This is a genomic window from Pseudonocardia autotrophica (assembly GCF_003945385.1).
Lineage (GTDB): Bacteria > Actinomycetota > Actinomycetes > Mycobacteriales > Pseudonocardiaceae > Pseudonocardia > Pseudonocardia autotrophica.
Genome location: NZ_AP018920.1, coordinates 5,377,261 through 5,400,122, shown reverse-complemented (window position 1 = coordinate 5,400,122; position 22,862 = coordinate 5,377,261). Strand labels below are relative to the sequence as shown.

Annotated in this window: 21 protein-coding genes; 14 read left to right on the top strand and 7 right to left on the bottom strand. The window is 71.2% G+C overall.

What is annotated here, in order from left to right; all coding sequences use genetic code 11:
• The first annotated feature begins 94 nt into the window (after positions 1 to 94).
• The 5 genes from Pdca_RS25245 (at position 95) to Pdca_RS25225 (ending at position 4,787) form a co-directional block, all read left to right on the top strand.
• Positions 95 to 706, top strand: coding sequence for a TetR/AcrR family transcriptional regulator (locus Pdca_RS25245; protein WP_232021185.1), 612 nt, complete (start codon positions 95 to 97; stop codon positions 704 to 706).
• 211 nt (positions 707 to 917) lie between these two features.
• A complete protein-coding gene (locus Pdca_RS25240; RefSeq protein WP_125911553.1) occupies positions 918 to 1,058 on the top strand; it encodes an alpha/beta hydrolase in 141 nt (46 codons plus the stop codon).
• A gap of 46 nt (positions 1,059 to 1,104) precedes the next feature.
• Positions 1,105 to 1,692: a hypothetical protein gene (locus Pdca_RS25235; protein WP_125911552.1), complete on the top strand. Its 588-nt coding sequence runs from the start codon at positions 1,105 to 1,107 to the stop codon at positions 1,690 to 1,692.
• A 74-nt stretch (positions 1,693 to 1,766) separates the two neighbouring features.
• Positions 1,767 to 3,287 (top strand): flavin-containing monooxygenase, encoded by a 1,521-nt coding sequence (locus Pdca_RS25230; RefSeq protein WP_085916262.1) that lies wholly within the window; start codon positions 1,767 to 1,769, stop codon positions 3,285 to 3,287.
• Between the two features lie 87 nt (positions 3,288 to 3,374).
• Positions 3,375 to 4,787: an FAD-binding oxidoreductase gene (locus Pdca_RS25225; protein ID WP_085916263.1), complete on the top strand. Its 1,413-nt coding sequence runs from the start codon at positions 3,375 to 3,377 to the stop codon at positions 4,785 to 4,787.
• A 25-nt stretch (positions 4,788 to 4,812) separates the two neighbouring features.
• Here the strand turns inward: Pdca_RS25225 and Pdca_RS37115 are convergent, their stop codons facing one another.
• Both Pdca_RS37115 and Pdca_RS25215 read right to left on the bottom strand, forming a co-directional pair.
• Positions 4,813 to 5,088, bottom strand: coding sequence for an excisionase family DNA-binding protein (locus Pdca_RS37115; protein WP_232021725.1), 276 nt, complete (start codon positions 5,086 to 5,088; stop codon positions 4,813 to 4,815).
• 114 nt (positions 5,089 to 5,202) lie between these two features.
• On the bottom strand, positions 5,203 to 5,946 hold the full coding sequence (locus Pdca_RS25215; protein WP_158092334.1) for a TetR/AcrR family transcriptional regulator: 744 nt from the start codon (positions 5,944 to 5,946) through the stop codon (positions 5,203 to 5,205).
• A gap of 93 nt (positions 5,947 to 6,039) precedes the next feature.
• Here Pdca_RS25215 and Pdca_RS25210 point away from each other — a divergent pair, with 93 nt between their 5' ends.
• From Pdca_RS25210 to Pdca_RS25185, 6 genes are all read left to right on the top strand, one after another.
• A complete protein-coding gene (locus Pdca_RS25210; RefSeq protein WP_085916265.1) occupies positions 6,040 to 7,188 on the top strand; it encodes an FAD-dependent oxidoreductase in 1,149 nt (382 codons plus the stop codon).
• 325 nt (positions 7,189 to 7,513) lie between these two features.
• Entirely contained in the window at positions 7,514 to 9,652 is a 2,139-nt protein-coding gene (locus Pdca_RS25205) for a prolyl oligopeptidase family serine peptidase (protein ID WP_085916266.1), read from the top strand.
• The gene (locus tag Pdca_RS25200; RefSeq protein ID WP_085916267.1) at positions 9,649 to 11,634 is read left to right on the top strand and encodes a S9 family peptidase; all 1,986 of its coding nucleotides are present in this window, start codon (positions 9,649 to 9,651) and stop codon (positions 11,632 to 11,634) included. Before Pdca_RS25205 ends, Pdca_RS25200 begins: the two co-directional genes overlap by 4 nt.
• A gap of 93 nt (positions 11,635 to 11,727) precedes the next feature.
• A complete protein-coding gene (locus tag Pdca_RS25195; protein WP_085916268.1) occupies positions 11,728 to 13,008 on the top strand; it encodes a PucR family transcriptional regulator in 1,281 nt (426 codons plus the stop codon).
• A gap of 122 nt (positions 13,009 to 13,130) precedes the next feature.
• The gene (locus Pdca_RS25190) at positions 13,131 to 14,429 is read left to right on the top strand and encodes an NAD(P)/FAD-dependent oxidoreductase (RefSeq protein WP_085916269.1); all 1,299 of its coding nucleotides are present in this window, start codon (positions 13,131 to 13,133) and stop codon (positions 14,427 to 14,429) included.
• Positions 14,430 to 14,472: 43 nt separating this feature from the next.
• Positions 14,473 to 14,877 (top strand): hypothetical protein, encoded by a 405-nt coding sequence (locus tag Pdca_RS25185; protein WP_125911550.1) that lies wholly within the window; start codon positions 14,473 to 14,475, stop codon positions 14,875 to 14,877.
• A gap of 104 nt (positions 14,878 to 14,981) precedes the next feature.
• Here Pdca_RS25185 and Pdca_RS25180 read toward each other — a convergent pair whose 3' ends face one another.
• Positions 14,982 to 15,611 carry a TetR/AcrR family transcriptional regulator gene (locus Pdca_RS25180; RefSeq protein WP_085916271.1) on the bottom strand — a complete coding sequence of 210 codons (630 nt, stop codon included), beginning with the start codon at positions 15,609 to 15,611 and terminating at the stop codon, positions 14,982 to 14,984.
• 187 nt (positions 15,612 to 15,798) lie between these two features.
• Here Pdca_RS25180 and Pdca_RS25175 point away from each other — a divergent pair, with 187 nt between their 5' ends.
• A complete protein-coding gene (locus tag Pdca_RS25175; protein ID WP_158092335.1) occupies positions 15,799 to 17,241 on the top strand; it encodes an alpha/beta hydrolase in 1,443 nt (480 codons plus the stop codon).
• A gap of 46 nt (positions 17,242 to 17,287) precedes the next feature.
• Complete coding sequence (locus tag Pdca_RS25170) at positions 17,288 to 17,878, top strand: hypothetical protein (RefSeq protein ID WP_125911549.1); 591 nt, start codon at positions 17,288 to 17,290, stop codon at positions 17,876 to 17,878.
• Positions 17,879 to 18,308: 430 nt separating this feature from the next.
• Here the strand turns inward: Pdca_RS25170 and Pdca_RS25165 are convergent, their stop codons facing one another.
• The 4 genes from Pdca_RS25165 to Pdca_RS25150 form a co-directional block, all read right to left on the bottom strand.
• A complete protein-coding gene (locus Pdca_RS25165; RefSeq protein ID WP_085916274.1) occupies positions 18,309 to 19,799 on the bottom strand; it encodes an aldehyde dehydrogenase in 1,491 nt (496 codons plus the stop codon).
• Positions 19,800 to 19,970: 171 nt separating this feature from the next.
• Entirely contained in the window at positions 19,971 to 20,198 is a 228-nt protein-coding gene (locus Pdca_RS25160) for a hypothetical protein (protein ID WP_085916275.1), read from the bottom strand.
• A 61-nt stretch (positions 20,199 to 20,259) separates the two neighbouring features.
• Positions 20,260 to 21,312: a hypothetical protein gene (locus Pdca_RS25155; protein ID WP_085916276.1), complete on the bottom strand. Its 1,053-nt coding sequence runs from the start codon at positions 21,310 to 21,312 to the stop codon at positions 20,260 to 20,262.
• A gap of 118 nt (positions 21,313 to 21,430) precedes the next feature.
• A complete protein-coding gene (locus Pdca_RS25150) occupies positions 21,431 to 21,790 on the bottom strand; it encodes a hypothetical protein (protein ID WP_085916277.1) in 360 nt (119 codons plus the stop codon).
• Positions 21,791 to 21,861: 71 nt separating this feature from the next.
• Here Pdca_RS25150 and Pdca_RS25145 point away from each other — a divergent pair, with 71 nt between their 5' ends.
• On the top strand, positions 21,862 to 22,860 hold the full coding sequence (locus Pdca_RS25145) for a LysR family transcriptional regulator (RefSeq protein WP_085916278.1): 999 nt from the start codon (positions 21,862 to 21,864) through the stop codon (positions 22,858 to 22,860).
• Positions 22,861 to 22,862 lie beyond the last annotated feature (2 nt).

Genomic DNA, 22,862 nt, shown 5'->3' with positions numbered 1-22,862 from the left:
TGGGCGCAGTCAAGTCGGGCAGACTGTTTTGATGGTGACCGTCATCGACGGCGGACTAGACTGCGTGCGGGTTCTCGCCTGGGAGGTGGTCGACGTGCCCCGCGTCACACGGGAGCAGAAGCAGCGCAACCGCGAGCGGATCCTGGCCGCGGCGGGTGAGGGATTCCGGCTGCGCGGCATCGACGGCACGGGCATCGAAGGGCTGATGAAGTCGGCGGGCATGACCCACGGCGGCTTCTACAACCACTTCGCGTCCAAGAGCGACCTCGCCGTCGAGGTCCTGCACCAGGGCTTCGTCGACTCGCTGGCAGTGCTCGACGCCGTCCGTGCAGCACGCCCCGGCTCGGCGCGCGCGGCCCTGCACAGCATGGTCGACCAGTACCTCGACGCCGAGCACCGCGACCACCCCGAGGTCGGATGCCCCTCGGCCGCGCTCGTCTCCGACGCCGGGCGGCACGGCGCCGCCGCACAGGCCGAGTACCGCCGCGGCCTGGACGGCTACTTCTCCGCCATCGCGGAGATGGTGATCGAGTGCGGCCGCGAGTCCGGTACCGAGATCGCACCGGCCGAGGCTAGGGAGCAGGCGGTCGCACTGTTCAGTCAGATGGTCGGCGCACTCCTGCTCTCCCGCGCGATCGCCGGCGTCGCACCCGACCTGTCGGACGAGGTCCTCGCGGCCAACCGGAACCGGCTCAAGGACCGCTGATCATCGGCCGCCACCGGAGGCCGGGGCGGCGGAGCCGGATGAGTTCGAACCGAGGTGGACGACGGGCGTCGCGGCAGTGACGAGGTGGCGCCGCGGCGATCTCGTCGATCACGGTGTCGGCGACCTGCGCTTGCCGGGCATCCGGGTCCACGCGTTGGGGTCACGGCTCCACGAATCTTCCGTTATGGCATGAGCATGCTAAATTGCTAGCATGCTCATGCTAAAAAGCGGGTCGGTCGAGGTTCCGCTCGACTACGGCGCCCCGGAGGGCAGCACGTGTGTCGACGATGCGGTCAACGCCTACCTCCGCGACCTCGAGACCCCGCCGGCCGATGCCCGATGCAGCCTCTGACGCGACGACCGAATCCCGTTCCCGCAGACAGGACGAGGTGATGAGGATGCTCCGACCTGTTCGGCTCCACCAGGCACTGAACCGCACCGTTCACACGATCACGTTGCCCGATCCCGACGGCCGTGCCGTCTGGGCCGTCGAGACCGACATCATGGAGGACCACCGGGCCCGGCTCTACCGGGACGGGCAGCGCACGAGCATGGCCAAGATGCCCGCCGGCTTCACCATTCCCGGGGGGAAGATCGAGGTCGACGCCGGGTTGTACGGCGTCACCCGGGTCCACCTCGTCACTCCCGACGGGCAGGAACGTCGACTGGCTCCGGCGCCGGGGACCTTGGAGTACCGGCGCGCAGTCCTGACTCGGGACCATCCGCGTCTGAGCCGGGGGATCGCGGTGATCGCGGTGGTGATCCTGCTGGTCAATCTGGTTCTCGCCGCACCGGCATGGCTCGAGATGGTTACGTCGATCCCGGAGGTGGCGGAGCGGTTCGGGACGTTCACCTCGCCGGTGCTCCTGCCCGGCTGGCTGCTCGCGACTCTCACGGTCGCCGGTGTCGTCGCCGCCACGGAACGAGCAGTCACCTGGCGGCACAACCGCATCGTCGACGCCGAGACCATCTGGACCTCGCTCTAGCCCGCCCCCGCCGGGGAGGGCCACCGTCGCCGAACGCCGCCACCCGGAACACCCACCGACCGAGGAGATGACCCATGGTTACCGGCACCGCGCCCCACGCCAGCCGCACCTCGTCCGATACCCCCTCGACCCTGGACGGGAGCCACACCGACGTCCTGGTGATCGGCGCGGGGATCTCGGGCATCGGGGCCGCGCACCGGATGCGGGCAGACTTCCCGGATCTGGAGTTCGTCGTCCTCGAGGCCCAGGACGACCGGGGCGGCACGTGGTGGACCCACCGTTTCCCCGGGGTCCGATCCGACAGCGACCTGTTCACCTACGGCTACCGGCACAAACCCTGGCGCGGACCGGCCATTGCGAGCGGCGACGCGATCCTCGACTACCTCGACGAGGTCATCGACGAGGACGAGCTGGCCCCGCACATCCACTTCCACCACCGGGTCACGGCGCTGGAATGGTCGTCCGAGGACAACCGGTGGACCGCTCGGGTCACCCGTACCGACACCGGCCGAGACCTGCAGATCAGCGCCGACTTCCTGTGGATGTGTCAGGGCTTCTACGACCACGACACCCCGCACACCCCGCACTGGCCGGGTCGTCAGCACTTCGAGGGCCCGGTGGTGCACCCGCAGAACTGGCCGGCCGACCTCGACCTGACCGGCAACCGCGTGCTCGTCATCGGATCCGGCTCCACCGCGGCGACGATGGTCCCCGCGCTGGCCCGGACAGCAGAACACGTGACGATGCTGCAGCGCTCGCCGTCGTACTGGCTGCCCGCACCGACGGTGCACGAGCTCGCAGCACTGCTGGAACCTCTCGCGCTGCCCGCCGAATGGACGCACGAGATCATGCGCCGGGCCTACACACAGCAGCTCGACTGGCTGGCCGACACCAGCCGGACCGATCCGGACTCGATGCACGATTTCCTGATCGAGACGATCCGGCCGCTGCTGCCCGCCGACACCGACGTCGCGACGCACTTCACGCCGAGCTACCGGCCGTGGCAGCAGCGGATTGCCATCACCCCGGACGGCGAGTTCTTCGCCGCTCTGCGGGAGGGCGCCACCTCCGTCATCACCGACACGATCACCGAGTTCACCCGTGAAGGGGTCCGGGTCTCCTCCGGGGAGATCGTCCCGGCCGACATCGTGGTCACCGCGACCGGATTCGACCTGGCGGTCTTCGGCAACATCGGATTCACCGTCGACGGCGAGGCAGTCGACTTCAGCACGCGTGTCACGTGGCGGGGACTGATGATCAGCGGGATCCCGAACATGGCGTTCGCGTTCGGCTACTTCCGGCACAGCTGGACGCTGCGCGTCGACCTGGTCAACGACGTCGTCGCACGCATCTTCCACCGGATGCGGGACCGGGGTGCCTCCGTCGTCACCCCGGCTCTGCGCCCGCAGGACACGGACATGCCGCTGCTGGCCTGGATGCCGGAGGAGAACTTCAACGCCGGCTACGTGCGCCGGTCGCAGCACATGATGTTCCGGCAGGGCGACCGCGAACCGTGGACCCACATGCACGAGTACTCCCACGACCGGACCGCGCTGCCGGCCGCCGACATCGACGACGGTCTGCAGTACCGCTGACCCCGGTTGCCGTCACCGGAGTCATTCCCGACGGTCGCAGCAGCTACGCGGTCCTGCGGCCCCGACCCTGCCAGAACCGGAGGACGCATGACCTCGACCGATCCGCCCGCCACCGGGCCGCCTCTCGGCGCCCCGGATCTCGTCGCCGCGCTACGTTCCACCGTACCCACCGGCTCGGTGCACACCGCCGGTCCGGAGTTCACCCGGGCGACCACACTGTTCAACTCCGCCGCCGAGACCACGCCGCACGTCGTCGTCCGGTGTGTGAGCACGGCCGATGTACAGGCCGCCGTACGCGCCGCCCGCGAGCACGACGTCGCGATATCGGTACGCAGCGGCGGCCACGACTTCTGGGGGCGTGGGATCCGGGCCGGCGGCCTCGTCCTCGACCTGACCGGCATGCGGACCGTGCACATCGACGCCGAGGCCCGCCACGCCGTCGTCGGGGGCGGTGCACTGTCGTCCGATGTCGTGTCGGCCGCCGAACGGGTCGGGCTCACCGCCGTGACGGGCACCTCGGGAGCGGTCGGGATGGTCGGGCTGACCCTCGGCGGGGGTTACGGCCCGCTGATCGGGCGCTTCGGGCTCGCGGCGGACAACCTGCTCGGCGCCGATGTCGTACTCGCCGACGGATCTCTCGTGCGGGCCGACGCCGAACACCACCCGGACCTGTTCTGGGCGCTGCGGGGCGGCGGCGGCAACTTCGGGGTGGTCACCTCGGCGAGGATCCAGCTGCATCCGGTACCGACGGTGGTGTCGGGCACCATCCTCTATCCCGCCACGCGCACCCGTCGCCTGCTGTCCGACCTCGGCGAGATCCTGCACGAAGGACCCGACGAACTGTCGGTCGACATCGGATTCCTCCCGGGCCCGGCCGGGGACCCCGTGGTCTACCTCGCCCCGACCTGGTCCGGCGACATCGGACGGGGAGACGCCGATGACGGTCCGGTCCGCGCGCTGGCTCGTCTCGCGACGCCGATGACGGCCGAGATCGGTCCCGTGGCCCGCTCCACGACCCTGGCGGCGACCGACGCGATGTTCCCCGTCGGCCGACGGGGAGCGATCCGCACCCGGACCGTGCGTGACATCTCCGAGCCGGTCGGCGCCCGACTCGAGCACGGCGCCGCCACGTTCACCTCCGGGTTCTCAGCGGTCCTGGCGCACGACTTCCACGGGGCCGCCACACGCAGGGACCTCGACACGACGGCGTTCGGCATACGCCGACCACACCGGATGATCGAAGTCATCGCGATGTGGGAGAACGACGGCCGCGGCGACACCCCACATCTGGACTGGGCCGACACCGTCCACGAGGCACTGGCCCCACACTCCCTACCAGGGGGTTATGTCAACTTCCTCGGCCCCGATCACCCGGACCAGATCGCGGAGGCCTACGGCACGAACACACGACCTCTTCTGTCGATCAAGTCGAAGCTCGATCCGGACTCGGTGTTCACCGCGACACCCCTGCCCGAGCGCACCAACGCGCCGGCCCGCTGACGGTCGGAGTCACCGGCTCGGACCGTCACACGAGGTCGGCCGGCATGGCGGTCACCGCCTTCGCGCGGATGAGCGATCGGCCGAGGTTCACCGGCAGCAGGGTCACCGCCAGCTGACGAGCACCGGCGCCACAGTGGCAGATGCCTGAGATCGGCCCCTCCCGAGCTGCGAGCCGGTCCAGAGGGACCGGGGGAGCCACGATCCCGGCGGGCACGGCGAAGCGCACGTGCCGCCCGACCCGGTGGAACGCGATCCGTCGTTCCGCGACGAGCCTGCGGACGAACCGCTCTGAGGCGTTCAGCTGGAACGGTGAGGTACCGGCTCGCCATGTCAGGCACCCCGCCGGAGTCAGTTGCAGCGGCTACGTGCCTGGTCAGGGGCATAACCGACGAGCGGGATGCAATCGCGGCGTCGGTTACGGCGGCCCCGCCGAGCGGGTCGTCGGGTGGGGGCTCGACAGGGGGGCCAACCCGTCGAGCACCATCTCCAGCCGGCGCTCGAACACGGCGTCCGGATCCGGGTGGTCGTCGGCGTCGACGACCACCCGCCGCAGTGCAGGGAAGCGACCGGTCGCCAACAGCTGCGTGAGGTAGGGAACGGTGCTGCGCCGGTAGGCCTCGCGGTCCAGGCCCGTGCGCTGCTGGGCCTCCACCTCACCCAGTTCCTGCGCGACGAAACCCCTGGTGAACTGCAGTGTGGTGGCCAGTACGTCCATCATCGCGTCGATCTCCAGGCCGATCCCGTCCACGCAGGCCAGGCCGATCTCGCGGAACCGCAGCGCATGCGGCCCGAGCGTCGGCCGGTGCCCGAACCGGGTGATCCACGGGTGGGCGTGGTGGAGTCGGCGCATCTCCCCGGCCAGTCGCCGGATGTCGGCCCGCCAATCTCCCGACGGCATCCCGTCCAGCCTCAGCTCTCCCAGTACCGCGTCGTACATCAGCTCGGTCAGATCGTCCTTTCCCCCGACGTGCCGGTAGAGCGACATCGCGCTGTGCCCCATCCGGCTCGCGACCCTGCGCATCGAGACCGCGTCGATGCCTTCCTCGTCGGCGAGCGCGACGGCGGCCGCGGTGATGGCGCCGTGGTCGAGGGTGCGGGCCGGGCCACGCCCCTGACCGGAGAGGCGCGCCCAGATGATGGGCGGTGGTTCGTCGGTCACGGCAGTGCTCCTCGCGTGGGTTGCGAGCACCCTACCCGGAGACTTACGGTGTACGCGACTAGTGACGTACACCGTATATGACCGAGGTGCCCCATGACCCTTTCCATTGCCGTCGTCGGCGGCGGTATCGGCGGCCTGGTGCTGGCGCGGATCCTGCAGCTGCACGGCGTCGACAGCACCGTCTACGAGCTCGACGCCTCCGCCACCGCCCGGCGCCAGGGCGGCCTGCTCGACCTGCACGTCGAGTCCGGCCAGCTGGCCCTGCGCGAGGCCGGCCTGCACGAGCGGTTCACCCGGCTGACCCGGCCGCAGGCGGAGGCGATGCGGGTGATGGACAAGGCGGGCACGGTCTTCATCGACGAGTCGCCCGCCGACGGGACGACCGGGCGGCCCGAGATCGACCGGACGGACCTGCGGTCCCTCCTGCTGGACTCGCTCGATCCCGGCCGGGTCGCATGGGGCCACAAGCTCGCCGCGGCCCGTCGCCGTGACGACGGGCGGTTCGAGCTCACCTTCGAAGGCGGCGTGCATCGGACAGCCGACCTGCTGGTCGGGGCCGACGGCGCCTGGTCGCGGGTCCGCCCGCTGCTCTCGGCCGCGGTCCCGCAGTACACCGGGATCAGCTACGTAGACCTCTGCGTGACGGACGCGCCGACGAGGCTGCCGGCCTCCGCCGAGCTGGTCGGGACCGGGAGCCTGTTCGCGCTGTCCGACAACAAGAACATCGGAGGGCACGGCGGCCGCGACCTGCACCTGGGCGCCATGCTGCGCACCTCGGAGGACTGGATCGGGACCCACGGCCTCGACACCGCCGACGTGACCGCCGCGCGTACCGCGCTGCTGGCGGAGTTCGCCGACTGGCACCCGGCGCTGACCGATCTCATCCGGCACTGCGACGACGAGATCACCGCCCGCCGGATCCACGCACTCCCCATCGGCCACTCGTGGCCACGTACCCCGGGCGTGACGCTGATCGGCGACGCCGCGCACCTGATGTCGCCGTTCGCGGGCGAGGGCGCGAACGCCGCGATGCTGGACGCCTGCGAGCTGGCGCTGGCGCTGGTCGAGCACGGCGACGACGTGGAAGGTGCCCTCCTGCGGTACGAGACGGCGATGTTCCCGCGAGCGGAGGTCGCCGCCCGGATGTCGGCCCGCGGCCTCGACCTGTGCTTCGCCGACGACTCCCCGCGCGGGATGGTCGAGTTCTTCGGGCAGATGGGCACCCCGGTCACCTCGGGATGACGCGCATCCAGACGTTCGTGGACGACGACAGCCCGGTCACGCGCACGGGACCGCTCCGGCGTCGGGTGGCTCCTGGCCGGTGAGGGCGCGCTCCTCGCCGGAAGGATCGTCATCGCGCCCAAGCCGTTCCCGGCCGAGTTCCGCCGCGACGCAGCCCGCGGCCGCCGGCCTGCTCGGGTGCCCCTCGTGTGTGCCGGCTCGCACCCCGCACGTGACTCACAGATGTCGTGCTCGACGCGGGGGAGTGTCGGCAATCGTCGGCTGCGCACGCGGCGACCCGGAGACCACAATCGGTCGGCTTCTCGCGATCAGGAAGGACCCGAGGATGCCCGCTGAACGTCCCGAGTACCCGGAAGCAAGGACCGTCGACGTCCAGGACGTCGTGGCGGGCATCGGGTTCCCCGATCCCTATCGCTGGCTGGAGGACGACTCCGAGGAGGCGGCCGCCTGGCAGCGGGAACAACAGTCGCTGACCGACACGATGATCGACGGGTGGCCGCATCTCGCCGCGCTGCACGCGTCGGTCGGTGCGTTCGCCGCCGACGGGACCGGCTCGAGCAACTGGATGGTCGAGCCGGCGCCGCGGTTCGCAGGTGGTCGCTGGTTCCGCCTCGACCGGTCGCCCGCTCCGGACTACCCGGAACGGGCCGCTCTCGTCGTCTCCGACGGGCCGGACCTCCCCGGAACGGCCCTCTACGACCCGAACTCCGACGGCAACCGCCAGATCTCGTGGTTCGCGCCCTCACCGGACGGGCGGATCGTCGCGTTCGCGGTCTGCGAGGACGGCTCCGAGCTCGGTGAGGTCAGGCTGCTCGACGCGGGGACCGGCGATCGCCTCGCGGACCGGATCCCGCAGCGGACCATGGGGCCGCTCACCGTTCCACAGTGGCTCCCGGACGGTTCCGGGTTCTTCTACACGGCCGCCGACACGTCCTCCGAGACGTTCGCCCTGCGAACCTTCTTCCACTCCGTCGGCACTCCTCCTCCCGACGCGCCGGAACCGTTCGACGTCCCCCACGGACCCACCGTGCAGGTCTCCGCGGACGGCACGCGTGCGGTCGTCTCCGCGGTGTGGCCACTGCCGCAGTACGTGTGCGACCTGCCCGGGCGGGCGTGGCGACCGTTCGTCCAGGGGATCGACGCGTCGGTCGCGGGTGTGATCCACGGCGACAGGTACATCGCGGTCACCGATCACGACGCTCGCCGTGGCCGGATCGTCGCGATCCCCTTCGACGCCCCGGCGCCGTCGGACCCCGCCGGCTGGCAGGAGCTGGTCGCGGCGTCCGACCGCGTGCTCAGCCATGTCCGGCTGATCGGCGACCGGCTGGTGGTGACCGGATCGGTCGACACCGAGGCGCGTGCCTGGGTCTTCGATCTCGACGGCCGCGAACTGGAGGAGGTGCCGCTGCCCGGCCGCGGAGCGCTCCCGCTGGACGTGTTGCCCAACGCCTCGCTGGTGCCGCCGGAGCACCCGGAGGAGTTCCTCTTCGCGTTCTCCACCCCGACGTCGTCACCGGGCGTGTACAGCTATCGCCCGGGGTCGGGCCAGCTGACCACGCTGCGCGAACCCCGCGTCCACCTGCCCGGGGCCGGCGCTTCGCTGCACTGGGCCCGGTCCGCGGACGGCACCGAGGTGCCCTACCACGTCGTCCGGCCGGCCGGCGCGGAGAAGACCGCGGAGAAGATGCAGCCCTCGCCCACGCTCATCACCGCCTACGGCGGCGGCCGGGTCGCCTGGCCCGCGCAGTTCCCCGGGCCCGTCGCGGCGTTCGTCGCGGCCGGCGGGACGCTGGTCATCTCGCATCAGCGCGGGGGCGGGGACCTCGGCTCGGGCTGGGCCGACGCCGGGCGCCTCCGGAACAAGCAGAACAGCTTCGACGACCTGTACGCGATCGCGGAGGACCTCATCCGCACCGGAGTGACGACGCCGGACCGGCTCGCCGTGACCGGCTGGAGCAACGGCGGGCTCATGGCGGGGGTGGCCTTCGCCCAGCGCCCCGAACTGTGGGCGGCGGTGGTCGCCCAGTGCCCGATCCTCGACGTCGTCGGCTGCCATCGCCATCCCTACGGCCGGTTCGCGATCGGCAGCGAGTACGGCGACTTCGACGACCCGGACGAGGTGACCCGGCTCGCCGGGATCTCGCCGTACCAGCTGATCGAGAACGGCACGGTGTACCCGGCGCTGTACGTGCACGCCGGTGGCGCGGACGTCGCGTGCCCGCCGGGGCCGATCCGTAAGTTCGTCGCCCGGGTGCAGGCGGTGCCGGACACCACCGCACCGCAGCTGCTCCGGGTCTGGGACCGCGTCGGGCACGGAATGGCGACCTCCCGGTCCGAAGGCATCACCCACGCCACCCACTGGCTCGCCTTCCTGATGCAGCGGCTGGATCTGACGCCCGTCGATCCGTCCGCCGGGGAGACTCGCCCACAGGAGACGACGGCAGGATCCGGGAGGGCCCGATGACACAGCGGAGCACGCAGCAGCAGGCGCAGTACGACAAGGTCCTGGCACACCTGCAGGCACTGCACGAACCCGGGTTCGGCGGCCCGTCGAGCATCCGGGAGCCGCACGTCACCCGGGACGGGCAGCGCACGGTGGTGACCGCCGAGGTCCTGGACGGGCTCGACGGCGTGCCGCGCACCGCGCTCTACACGGCGGAGGACGGCCGCTTCCGGCAGGTGTCGGCCGCGGGCGCGTCGGCGCGGTCGGGCCGGTTCTCGCCGGACGGGCACACACTGGCGTTCCTGGCCGACCGCGCCGAGCGCGGGGTGTCCCAGCTCCACCTGCTCGTCGACGGCAGGCTGGGGGAGGCGCAGGCGGCGCCCGAGGTGCCCGGCACGGTGGAGTACCTGCACTGGTCGCCGGACGGCAACCGGATCCTGCTGGGCGTCGCGGGGCTCGGCGCCGACCTGTCCGGCGGGCAGGGATCGGGGGTCAACCGGCGCAGCGCCGACGAGACGCCGTCGTGGTTCCCCCGCATCGACGACGGGGTCGGGGAGCAGTCCTGGCGCAGCCTTTGGCTGTACACGCCGGGGACCGGGGCGCTCGACCGGCTCTCCGCGGAAGGGGTGAACTGCTGGGAGGCGGGCTGGTGCGGGCCGGAGCGGGTCGCGGCGATCACCTCCGACGGGCCCGGCGAGGACGACTGGTACCGCGCGGATCTGAGCCTGTTCGAGCCGGACGGCTCGACCCGGAAGGTGCTGGGCAGCGACGTCCAGCTCGCCCTGCCGACCGGCTCGACCGACGGCCGGTGGCTGTCGGTGGTCGAGGCGGTGTGCAGCGACCGCTGGGTGGTGGCCGGTGACCTGCTGGTCATCGACCCCGCGTCGGGGGCGGTGCGGCGCGTCGACGTCCGCGGTACCGACGTCACCCGGCTGGAGTGGCTCGACGACACCCGGCTCGGCTATGTCGGACTGCGGCACCTGGACTCGGTCGCGGGCGTCGTCGACGTCGCACACGACGGGACCGAGGTGTCGGAGATCTTCTCGACGGCGGCGGCCTGTGGTGGGAGCACCTTCCACCCGGACGGCGTGTTCACCGGCGACGGCAGGGTGTGCACGATCCAGGAGTCCTACGAGCTGCCGCAGCAGCTCGTCGTGTCCGGTCCCGACGGTGACCGGGTGCTCGCCTCGGTGGCCCACCCGGGGACCGACCACCTGCGTTCGGTCGCCGGGACCGCGGAGGCGGTGACCTGGGACGCCCCGGACGGCACGGAGATCGAGGGGGTCCTGTGCACGCCGGCGGGGGACGGTCCGTTCCCGCTGGTGGTGAACGTCCACGGCGGGCCGATCTGGGCGTTCCGCAACCAGTGGTCGATGCGGTCGTCGTGGGTTCCGCTGCTGGTGTCCCGCGGGTACGCGGTGCTCAACCCGAACCCGCGCGGCAGTGCCGGGCGCGGCCAGGAGTTCGCCGGAATGGTCGTCGGCGACATGGGCGGGGCCGACACCCACGACCTCCTCTCCGGGATCGACACGCTCGTCGACCGCGGTGTGGTCGACGGGGGCCGGGTCGGCCTGATCGGCGGGAGCTACGGCGGCTACATGTCGTCGTGGCTGGTCACCCAGGACCGGCGGTTCGCGGCCGCCGTGCCGATCGCCCCGGTGACCGACTGGTACAGCCAGGGCTTCACGAGCAACATCGCGGCGTGGGGCAACCGGTTCCTCGACGCCGACCCGGAGCAGCACGGAACCCGGGCGCACACCCGCAGCCCGGTGTTGCACGCCAGCAAGGTCCGCACTCCGTGCCTGACCGTCGCGGGGGCGCTGGACAACTGCACGCCACCGGGCCAGGCCCAGGAGTTCCACCAGGCGCTGCGGGCACACGGCGTCGAGTCGGTGCTGGCGATCTACCCGCAGGAGGGGCACGGGGTGCGGGCCTACCCGGCGCAGATCGACTTCCTGGCCCGGGCCGTGGACTGGTTCGAGCTCCACATGCCGGCCCGGTAGCGCAGGCTCCCACCGGTGCGCAGGTACTCCTGTGCTGTCGCCGGATGCCTATGCTGCGATTGCGTCGTGTGAACGTCTGGAGGTCGTGCGGTCGTGTCGAAGCGGGCATGGGACCGGCTGCACACGGCCGGGACCGAGGACGAGGCGGGCCTGCAGGAGGCCGTCGACGCACTGGCCGAGCGACTGCAGCGGTCGGTTGCGGTCGACGACCCGAACATCCGCCTGCTTGCGGCCAGCAGGCACTTCGGTGACGAGGACGAGACACGCGTCCGTTCGGTGCTCGGCCGGGATGTCGGCGACGAGGTCCGCGAGCTGGTGCAGGCGCAGAACGTCTGGCAGCTCACCGAGCCGGCCCGCCTGACCGTGCCGCTCCCCGGTATCAAACCCCGGCTGTGCGTGCCGATCCGGTGCGCGGGCCTGCTGCTCGGGTTCCTGTGGCTGATCGAGGACGCTCCACTGACCGAGGAGCAGATCGCGGACTCCGTGGAGGTCGCCGAGGAGATCGGACTGCGCCTCTACCGTCGCGACGTCGCGCTGGAGCGCCGGCGAGCCCGGATGGAGGTGCTCCTGCGAGGCCTCGTGTCGTCCGATGTGGCCACCCGTGGCGACGCGCTCTCCGAGTTGCGCGAGGACGACCTGCTCCGCGAGGCCGACCACGTCGAGGTCGCCGTCATCGGCTGCCGCCCCACCGCCGACGACGCCGACGTCGACCGGGTCCTCGCCACGGCACTGGCCCAGGCCGCCGACCAGGTTCTGCGGCGCGCACCCGAACGCAGCACGCTCGTGTGGGTCCGGCGCACCGGCCTGGTCGTCCTCGTCGTGGGGGAGCAGGTGGCCGGCCACCAGGTGGAGCAGGTCGCGGCTCGCGTCACCGCCGAGCTGGTCCGGGCGACCGGGGACCGCTGGACGGCCGGCACGGAGAGCCACGACGACGGTCTGGTGCAGGCCCGCCAGGCCTATCAGCACGCGGTGATCGCGAACCGCGCCGCGCAGCACCTGCCGGAGTTCGCGGACGTGGTGACCTGGGAGGGGATCGGCGTCTACGGGCTGCTCGCCATGCTCGCGCCCGGCGATCTGGACATCTCGTCGTATCCGGTGCCCCTGCTCCGGCTGGCCGAGCACCGGGGTGCCCGGCAGCTCCTGGAGACCGCGGAGACCTTCCTGGACCTCGCGGGCGACGTGCAGCGGGCCGCCGCGGATCTGCACATCCACCGGGCGACGCTCTATCAGCGTCTGTCGCGCATCGAGCAGCTCACCGGCCTGAGCTTCGCCAGCGGCGGTGACCGCCTCGCCTTCCATCTGGGGATCAAGATCGCTCGGTTGGCGGGCACGTACGACCGGTTGGTGACGTCACCGGACCGACCGGGCCGGTAGCGGGCCGAGGTCGACACCTGTCGTGCCGGTGGGTCCGAACCACGTGACAGTTGCGGCTGTCGTCGTGCCCGGGGCCCCGACCATGCTGGTCGCGAATGCAGGCCCTCCGGACAAGGACGCCCATGAGAACTGACGCCGTGGTCATCGGAGCCGGAGTGGTCGGCTCCTCGATCGCACTCGAGCTCGCCCGCGGCGGTCGGCAGGTCGTCGTCGTCGACAAGGCGGGCGGGGTCGGGCACGGCTCCACCAGTGCATCGAGCGCTGTGGTCCGATTCAACTTCTCCACCCGGGCCGGGGTTGCGGCGGCCTGGGAGTCCCGGTTCGCCTGGGAGGCGTGGGCCGACCATCTCGGTGGCGAGGACCCGGCCGGGATGACCCGGTACGTCCGCACCGGGTTGGCCTTTCTCGACGTCGCCGTGGCCCCGCGCAGCATGTTCGTCCCGCACCTGGAGCGGGCAGGCGTGCCCTTCGAGGAGTGGGACGCAGCGACGCTCGCGCAGCGCATCCCGGGCATCGACGTCGGCCGCTACTGGCCGCCGAAGCCCATCGCCGACGAGCGCTTCTTCGACGAAGCCGAGGGCACCGTCGGGGCGGTCCACACCCCGGATGCGGGCTATGTCAGCGACCCGCAGCTCGCGGCCCGGAACCTCGCGTGGGCCGCGGAACGGCACGGCGCGCGGTTCCTGCTGCGCCGCGCGGTCACGGCGATCGAGCGCGGCGCTCGGGTCCGCGCGGTCCTGCTCGACGACGGGACCCGGATCGACGCGGACGTGGTCGTCAACGCCGCGGGACCCTGGTCGTCGGCGATCAACCGGCTCGCCGGGGTGGGCTCGGACTTCACGATCTCGCTGACGCCGATGCGCCAGGAGGTCGCCCACGTCCGCGCGCCGGCGGGTCGTCACCCGGAGGGCGGCGAGGGCATCTCCGTCGCCGACATGGACCTCGGCATCTACCTGCGCGGCGAGGTCGGCGGGGGGCTGCTCATCGGCGGCACCGAACCCGAGTGCGACCCCTTCCAGTGGCTGGAGTGTCCTGACGACGCGCATCCGAACCCCACCATGGAGGTCTTCGAAGCCCAGGCCGTGCGGGCGGCGCGACGGCTGCCGGAGCTGCGGGTTCCGCACCGGGCCCGCGGGGTGGTCGGGGTGTACGACGTCGCCGACGACTGGACCCCGGTCTATGACCGGACCGATCTGCCCGGCTTCTACGTCGCGATCGGAACCAGCGGCAACCAGTTCAAGAACGCCCCGGTCGTCGGCCGGTTCATGACGGCGATCATCGACCGTGTCGAGGGCGGCGGCGATCACGACACCGATCCCGTCCAGTTCGTCGCCGAGCGGACCGGTGCCGTGATCGATCTCGCGGCCTTCTCCCGGCGGCGTGCGGTCAACACCGACAGCAGCCGCACCGTCATGGGATGAGCCGGGCATGACGTACGACGCGACGACTCGAGGAGGCAGCAGCATGTTCACAGTGGTTTTCATGTCGAGCGAGCACGTGTCCCGGATGAACAATCTGCTGGGGAGCTCACCCGACGTGCGGGAGGCGTGCGCGGCGCTGGACCGCGACTACACGATCGCCTACGAGCTGCACGACGGTCCGGACGGCGGCACCGTGCACTGGGTGCTGGCGTTCGACCGCGGCACCGGGGCCCGGTTCTCCCTGGAACCGGTACGCACCGCTGATCTCACCTACGTCGGCGACTGGGCCGCCGCGATCCGGACCGCCCGGGCGGCCCGCGCCGGTGAGGTCACCGGCGCGGACGCGTTCGAGCTGCGGGGCGACCCGTCCGTTCCCGACCGCATCGCCGACGCCTACCGGACGGCACAGCGGGTCGCGACCATCGAGTCCGAGCTTCCGAGTTGCTAGCGGGGTCTCCGGTCTCCGAGGTTGCGGCCGGGCATCGGCAGGACGAGGTCGCGGGGATGACCGGGCAGGCCCTCGCAACCCACCGGTGGCGATCGTGCGCCGGCTCAGGTCGCGAGGTGATCTACCGGCACCTCCAGGCGAGGCGGGTACGCGTCGCGCATGCGGTGCAAGGTGCTCGTCACGACGGCGCGGACGTCTGCCTCGTGCAGCGGGGCGGGGACCAGAGCCGAACCGAGTGAGAAGCCTTCGACCAGGGTGAGCAGGAGGAGCGCTTCGCGGCGCAGTGCTTCTTCGTCGATCATGCGGTCGGCGAGCGCCGCGCGCAGGAGCGCCCGGATCGCCTCCGTGGTCGCGAGTGAGGTCGAGGCGACGTCGGCTGCGAACTCCGGGTCGGTGCGGGCCATGACGCGGTACTCGACGAGTGCGATGTTCTCCTTGTGCTCCTGCTCGCTGGTCGGCGCGGTGAGCACGATCGCCTCGGCGACCCGGCTGGCCGGATCGTCGGAGAGCCCCGGACTGCGGTGCTCGGCGCGCTTGATCAGGACGCCCAACGTGAACGACATGACCTCCCGCAGGGTGTCGCCGAAATAGTGCCGGATGCTCCCGATGGCCAAGCCGGAGCGTGCCGAGATCCGCGCGAGGGTCACCGAGCGAAGTCCGTGTGCGGCGATCTCGTCGATCACGGCGTCGGCGACCTGCGCACGCCGGGCATCCGGGTCTACTCGTCTGGGCATGGCCTAAAAATATCTCCCCGTTGTGGCATGGGCATGCTAGATTTGTAGCATGTTCATGCTAGAAACGGAGTCGGCCAGGTCACGGCGGTCCCCTTCCCGGCTCGCCGCGGCGACAGCGGTCATCCCTCTCCTGCTGCTGGCGGGCTGCTCGTCGGCGGCCCCGCCCGAAGCCGGCGCGGATGCGGGTATGGCGGCCTATCTGACGCAGGAACTCGAGTGGGGCGGTTGCGCGGACACCGCGACGAACGCGCTGGATGCCGAGTTGTTCGCCAACCCTGCGCTCGAGTGTGCGTCGGTCGAGGTTCCGCTCGATTACGGCGCCCCGGAGGGGGAGAGGGCGCAGATCGCGCTCACCCGCCTTCCCGCCAGGGGGGAGGCCGAGGGGTCGCTGCTGATCAATCCGGGCGGCCCCGGAGGGGCGGGCACGAGTTTCGTGGCGTCCCACCTGCCTCAGTGGCAGGAGGGTCCTGTCGCGGAGCGCTTCGACATCGTCGGTTTCGACCCGCGGGGGATCGGGGCGTCGACCCCGGCGCTCGACTGCTACACCGACGAGGAGTACGACGCGGGCGATGTTCCCCGGTTCGGTGCCGTGTACGACATCACCAGTGCCGAGCAGGCGGCGGATCACGCGCAACGCTGTATCGAGGGTTCCGGTGGCGTCGAGAACCTCGCGAATGCCGGGTCGGCGAACGTGGTGCGTGACATGGACGTCATGCGGGAGGTGCTCGGCGACGAGCAGCTGACCTTCCTCGGTTACAGCTACGGCTCCGAGATCGGTGCCCAGTATCTCGCCGCGCATCCCGACAAGGTCCGTGCGGTCGTGCTCGACAGTGCCGTGGGGCCGGATTGGACACCGAGCGAGCTCCGCCTCGCCCAGTTCGCTGCTTCCCAGGCCCGGTTCGACGAGCTCGCCGCGCTCTGCGCCGAGTCACCCGGCTGTGTTCTCGGGTCCGATCCTGCAGCGGCGAACCAGCGTCTGCACGAGATCGTCGCACCGCTGGTCGAGGCCCCGGCGGCCACTGCCGACGGCAGGCACGTGAGCGTCTGGGACGTCTATCTCGGGATCACGGCGGGCCTGGCGGCGGAGGCGCACTGGCCCTCGCTGATCTCCGCCCTGACCGAGCTCGACGCGGGGCGCGCCGAGGAGATCCTCGCCCTGCGTGACGGCTTCTACAGCCGCACCGCCGACGGCGTGTACGCCACGGACATCGACACGAACATCGCCGTGCGCTGCATGGACTGGCCCCGCTTGACAGCGGAGGAGCAGACCGCGCTCGCGCGTGAGGTCGCGAACGTCGCGCCGATGTTCGGCATCGACGTGCTGACGGCGGGGACCTATCACAGCGAGTGCGAGGCCTGGCCCGCGTCGCCGACACGCGACGAACCGTGGCTGCCTGCCGATCTCGAGGGTCTGCCCGAGGCGCTCGTCGTGTCGCTCACCGGTGATCCCGCGACGCCGTATCCGGGTGGCGTGTCCATGGCGCGAACTCTCGGCGCGAGCCTGCTGACCGTCGAGGGCAAGCAGCACGGCGCCTATCTCCTCGGTGGCAGCAAGTGTGTCGACGATGCGGTCAACGCCTACATCCTCGACCTCGAGACCCCGCCGGTCGATGCCCGATGCAGCCTCTGACGCGACGACCGAGGCACGTTCCCGCAGACAGGACGAGGTGATGAGGATGCTCCGACCTGTTCGGCTCCACCAGGCACTGAGCCGCACCGTTCACACGATCACGTTGCCCGATCCCGACGGCGGGGCCGCCGTGTGGGCCGTCGAGACCCACACCATGGAGGACCACGAGGCCCGGCTCTACCGGGACGGGCAGCGCATCGGTGCGGCCGAGATGCCCGCCGGCTTCACCGTTCCCGGAGGGAGGATCGAGGTCGACGCCGGGTTGTACGGCGTCACCCGGGTCCATCTCGTCACCCCTGACGGGCGGGAACGCCGGCTGGCTCCGGCGCCGGGGACCCTGGAGCACCGGCGGGCAGTGCTGACCCGGGATCACCCGCGCCTGAGCCGGAGGATCGCTGTCACCGCGGTGGTGATCCTGCTGGTCAATCTGGTGCTCGCCGTACCCGCGGGGATCGAGATGGTCACCTCGATCCCGCAGGTGGCGGAGCGGTTCGGGACGTTCACCTCGCCGGTGGTCCTGCCCGGCTGGCTGCTGGGGACTCTCACGGTCGCCGGTGTCGTCGCCGCCGTGGAACGAGCAGTCACCTGGCGGTACAACCGCATCGTCGACGCCGAGACCATCTGGACCTCGCTGTAGCAGCGCCAGTCAGAGCAGGCTCCGGCGGTGGAGCAGCCGCGCGGGCAACCGACGGAGGGGAGTGGGGCGCATCGTCGCTCCTTCACTCGACGGGAGCGGCTGCAGGGGAGCGCCCGCCGGCTGCTGACATTCCCCCCATGACGGTAGGAAACGACGGACCAGGGCTCCACCCTCATCCGAGGGTGCCGTTCGACGAAGGAATCGGCTGCCGGGATGCGCAAGTTCCGTCGCGTGGTCGGTGAACCCGGTAGCCGGCACGGTCAGGGGCTCGGCGCATGCTCCCGTTCCGGATCACCACGGCTGCCCGACCGATGTCATCGTCGAGACGTCGCCGGGCCCGTGCCGGCGCGGGTCCGGCGACCGCGGCCGAACTCGACCCGGCTGCCCGGGACACGGTGCGCCGCCCGGAGGCGGCACACCGTGTCGGAGATCAGCCCGGGAACCTGCTCGGCTTCTCCTCGAAGATCATCGTCTTGTTCTCCAGGTAGGGGAGGAGACCGTCCACCCCGCCCTCGCGGCCGATACCGGACTGCTTGAACCCTCCGAAGCCGATTCCGAAGTCGGTCCGGAAGCCGTTGTGCCCGACGGTCCCGGCACGCAGCCGGTCACCCACCGCACGCGCCCGGTCGGCGTCGTGGGTGAAGACCGCGGCGTTGAGGCCGTAGATCGTGTCGTTGGCGATCCGGATCGCGTCCTCCTCGTCGTCGGCGGGGATGACGGACAGGACGGGACCGAAGATCTCCTCCTGGGCGATCTTCCAGGAGTTGTCGACGTTCGCGAAGACGGTCGGCTCGATGAACCAGCCGCGGTCGAGGTCCTTCGGCCGCCCGCCACCGGTCACCAGCTTCGCGCCCTCCGACACACCCTGTGCGATGTACCCCTCGACCCGATCCCGCTGGCGCTCCATCGCGAGCGGTCCCATCTGGACTCCGGGTGCGAACGGATCACCGAGTTTGACCTGGGAGAACGTGCCGGCCAGTGCGTCAGCCAGCTCGTCGTGACGGCGGCGCGGGACGACGATGCGGGTGAGGGAGGAGCACACCTGGCCGGAGAGGAAGCACTCCGCGCCGGAGAGGCTGGCAGCGGCCTCGGCCAGGTCCATGTCGTCGAGGATCACGGCGGCGGACTTCCCGCCCAGCTCCAGCGTGTAGCGACCGATGCGCTCGCCCAGGATCGAGGCGATGCGCCGGCCGGCCACCGTCGAGCCGGTGAAGGCGATCTTGTCGACCCGCGGGTCACGGACCAGGCTCTCGGAGACCTCGCGATCGGCGGTGAGCACGTTGAGCACACCGGCCGGAAGCCCGATCTTCTCCGCGATGTCGGCCATGATGTACGGCGCGCCGGGTGCCTCCGGCGAGGCCTTGAGCACGACGGTGCAGCCGGCCAGCAGCGCGGGAGCGAGTTTGTAGGCGATCAGCGTCATCGGGGCGTTCCACGGGATGATCGCGCCGACGACGCCGACCGGCTCCCGGGAGATCAAGCCGTACCTCCCGCCCGCGGTGGGGGTGGCGGCCTCCTCGAAGGCGAAGGTCTCGGCGAGGCCGGCATAGAAGTCGTACGCGTCCGGCACCCCGCCGATCATCGCCTGCGCGGCTCCGTGGACGATGCCGGACTCCCGCGGCCAGACCTGGGTGACGTCGTCGGCCCGCTCGCGAACCGCGGCGCCGATGGCGCGCAGGAACTCGGCGCGTTGTGCATGGGTCAGCTTCGGCCAGGGACCCTCGTCGAAGGCGGTGCGGGCCGCGGTGACAGCGCGCTCGACATCGGCATTCTGTGCCTCGGGGACCTGGTAGTAGACCTGCTCCGTGGCGGGCTCGATCACCGAGATGGTGCTGCTCGACGACGGTGTGACCCACTCGCCGCCGATGTAGAACTTGTCCAGGCCCTTGAGCGGAGCCGTGGTGTCGCTGGTGATGCTCATGAGGGGTCCGACCTCCGGTGGTCGACGTCGCTCCTGGCGGAGTCCTCGCGGACGCTCCGCCCTGGCTGCAGGCTCGAGCCTGACATCTGTGCGCTTTCTCCGCTACTGCGGGATAGAAACGCAAAAATATCCGTGCATGCGGAGAGCTCCGGGCAGTCCATCGGGTGCGACTCAGTCGCCCGCCACGGCGGCGATCTCGCTCGCCGTCCGTTCCCGGAGCCGGTGCGCGATCGTGGCGGACGCGGCATTCCCGTTCATGCAGGTGGGGCACGGGTGCCAGCGCCGGTCGCCGCCGGGGCGGCGCTCGGTCACCGGTGCGAGTGGCAGCGGGTCGGCCGGGGGCGACGACCAGGCCCGTCGACAAGCGTCGTTGCTGCAGTGCAGGTCGATGTGGATCATCCGCCCTCGCTGTCCATGGCCGTCGCGGATCCGCAGGCCGGAGTGCTCGACGGTCGGGTGGTCACGACATGTCCGAGCGCGCTCGGCGGCGCAGCCAGGTGGGGGGCCGGCCGCTCTCGGCGGCGATGCGCTGCCAGGTCCACCCGGCTCGCCGACGGTCGGTGAGGTAGTCGTCGAGGTCGTCGAACCCGTGTGCGTGCGCCACCGACCGTGCGAGTTCGGCGGTGCGTTGCCGGCTGGGGGCGTGCGGAGTTCGCGGAACACCGTGGCGGGTCATCGCCGCCCGCACCGACTGGGGGTTCATCTCCACCTCGGTCGCGATCGCCCGGACCGAGCGGTGCTCGTCGAGATGACGCTGCCGCAGGTACGACGCGACGTCGCGGAATCCCAGACCGACGATCCGGGCGAGCAGTCGTGCATCGTGCCGCGGCGGGCACGGACCGCCGACGTCGCTCGCGAGGTCGGCGGCGAGGTCCGCGTCGACGGTTCCGAGGTGCCGGGTGAGCCAATCCTTGTGCAGACCTGCCTCGCGACTCAGCCGGGCGAGGCTGTCACCGGCGGCGACGCGAGTACGGATGAACTCGGCGAACGAGCGGAAGCCGGCGTCGGTGGCCATCGTTTCGGCGATCGCGCGGAGCCGGGAGACCGAGGCTCGGGCGGCGGCTTCCGTCCTCACGTCGACCGGAATGGAGGCGAGGGTCCGCAGGGTCTTGCGCCGGCGCTGCTCGGGCTGGCGCCGTCCGCGGGCGGCGGTCGCGGCGGCCCGGGTGAGCTCGCCGGTGGACGCCCACCGGCGCCCGATCTCACAGCCTGCGCGGACCACCGGGTCGTGGGCGCGCCGCCGACGCATCGCCCGAGCGCGCCGGTCCCGGGTGGTGCCGCCCTCCAGTGACTGACCTCGTTCCAGGCCGAAGGCGGTGCGGTAGGAGGCGCGGTCCCAGCCATGGGAGCGCAGGTGTGCGCCCACGGACCGGAACCACTGCCCGCACAGGTGGCATCGGGCGTGCTCGTCGGCGATCTCCATGACGCCTGGTGGTGCGTGACAGGGCGTGCCGTCGGCCAGGGCGCCGACGGGGTGGCGCTCGACCGGTCGGTCGGTCGCGGGTGCGGACACGCCTCCTCCTCTCCTCGTCGTCGAGGCGACTAGTCACAATGAGACTAGTTGGCCACGGGGGTGCGGCCAAGTGCCCGGAGGGTGCGATCCGGATCGCGGAGGTGTCGGGGCGCCGAGGTCAGTGGGGGACGGTCGCGACCCGCCAATGCGGATCGACCAACGCTCTCGTCGTCTCCACCTCGTCGGGGCGGGCGCGCGAGCCGGTCGGCCACCGCGCCGACGAGGACAGCACGACCCGGTTCTCCGGGTTCACCACGACCGCATCGGCCGGGAGGTCTCCGAGTCCGTGCAGGAGCAGTGCCTCGAACCGGGCGACCGGGAGATCCGCGCCGACGATGCCGAGGAAACGCTCGTCGGCGAGGATGGGCATGCTGAGCGTGAGCAGGTACCGGTCCGTCCCGTGGACGTCGACGTACGGGCCGACGACGCGCCGGCGCCCGTCAGGATGGCTGCCTGTACGCCGGTCTCCCGTCGTCACCGGAGTGAACGTATCCGCATCAGCGTCGTTCTGCTCCAGATCATTCCGCATCTGCGGTCTAGTCTCGGGGTATGGTCAGCGACGTCGCGTTGCGACAGCTCGAGTATCTGGTGGCGCTGGCACGGGAGAAGCACTTCGGTCGGGCGGCGCAGGCCTGCTTCGCCAGTCAGTCGACACTGTCGGTCGGTCTGCGGAATCTCGAGCGTCAGCTCGGAGTGACGATCGCCCGGCGTGGCCACCGGTTCCAGGGATTCACCGCGGAGGGGGAGTGCGTGGTCGGCTGGGCGGCCCGGATCCTCGCCGAGCGGGACGCCCTCCGCATCGATCTCCTGAGGATGAAGAGCGGACTCAGCGCAACGGTCCGGATCGGGGCGATCCCGACCGCGGTGCCTGCCGTGTCCGCGCTCACCACCGCGTGGACCGCTGCGCACCCGGAGGTCCGGACCCGGATCGAGGCGCTGCCCTCGCGGGAGATCGACCGACGGCTCGCCGACTTCGATCTCGACGTCGGACTGACCTACCTCGATGCCGACCGGACGGGGGACGACGTGCTCCCGCTCTATCGCGAGAGCTACCTGCTGCTGACCGGCGCGGACGAGGCCGTCGCGCGGCGGGGCCGGGTGTCCTGGTCCGAGATCCCGGAACTGCGCCTGTGCGCGCTCACCCGGGGAATGCAGAACCGGCGGATCGTCGACGGTGCCCTGAGTGCGGCCGGTGCTGCAGCACGGGTGGAGGTCGAGACCGACACGATCGGTGCGCTCTACGCGCACCTGGCGACCGGGCAGTGGTCCGCGGTCATCGCCCACACCTGGATGCGGGCGTTCGGTGTTCTCGCGGGTATGCGAGCGGTGCCCATCACCGGCAGTGGCCCCCGTCCGCTGGTCGGTCTCGTCCTCGGGGGCAGCGGCCCGGCGTCCTATGTCGCCCGGGCCTATCTCGAGGCCGTCGAACGGGCCGGTGTGGCGGCGGAGCTGGACGCCGGCGAGGCCGACCACGAGGGCATGCCGGATCCGGCAGACACGAATGCTCAACCGACGGTTGACAGCTCGGATGCGGAGAAGACAGCGTGATG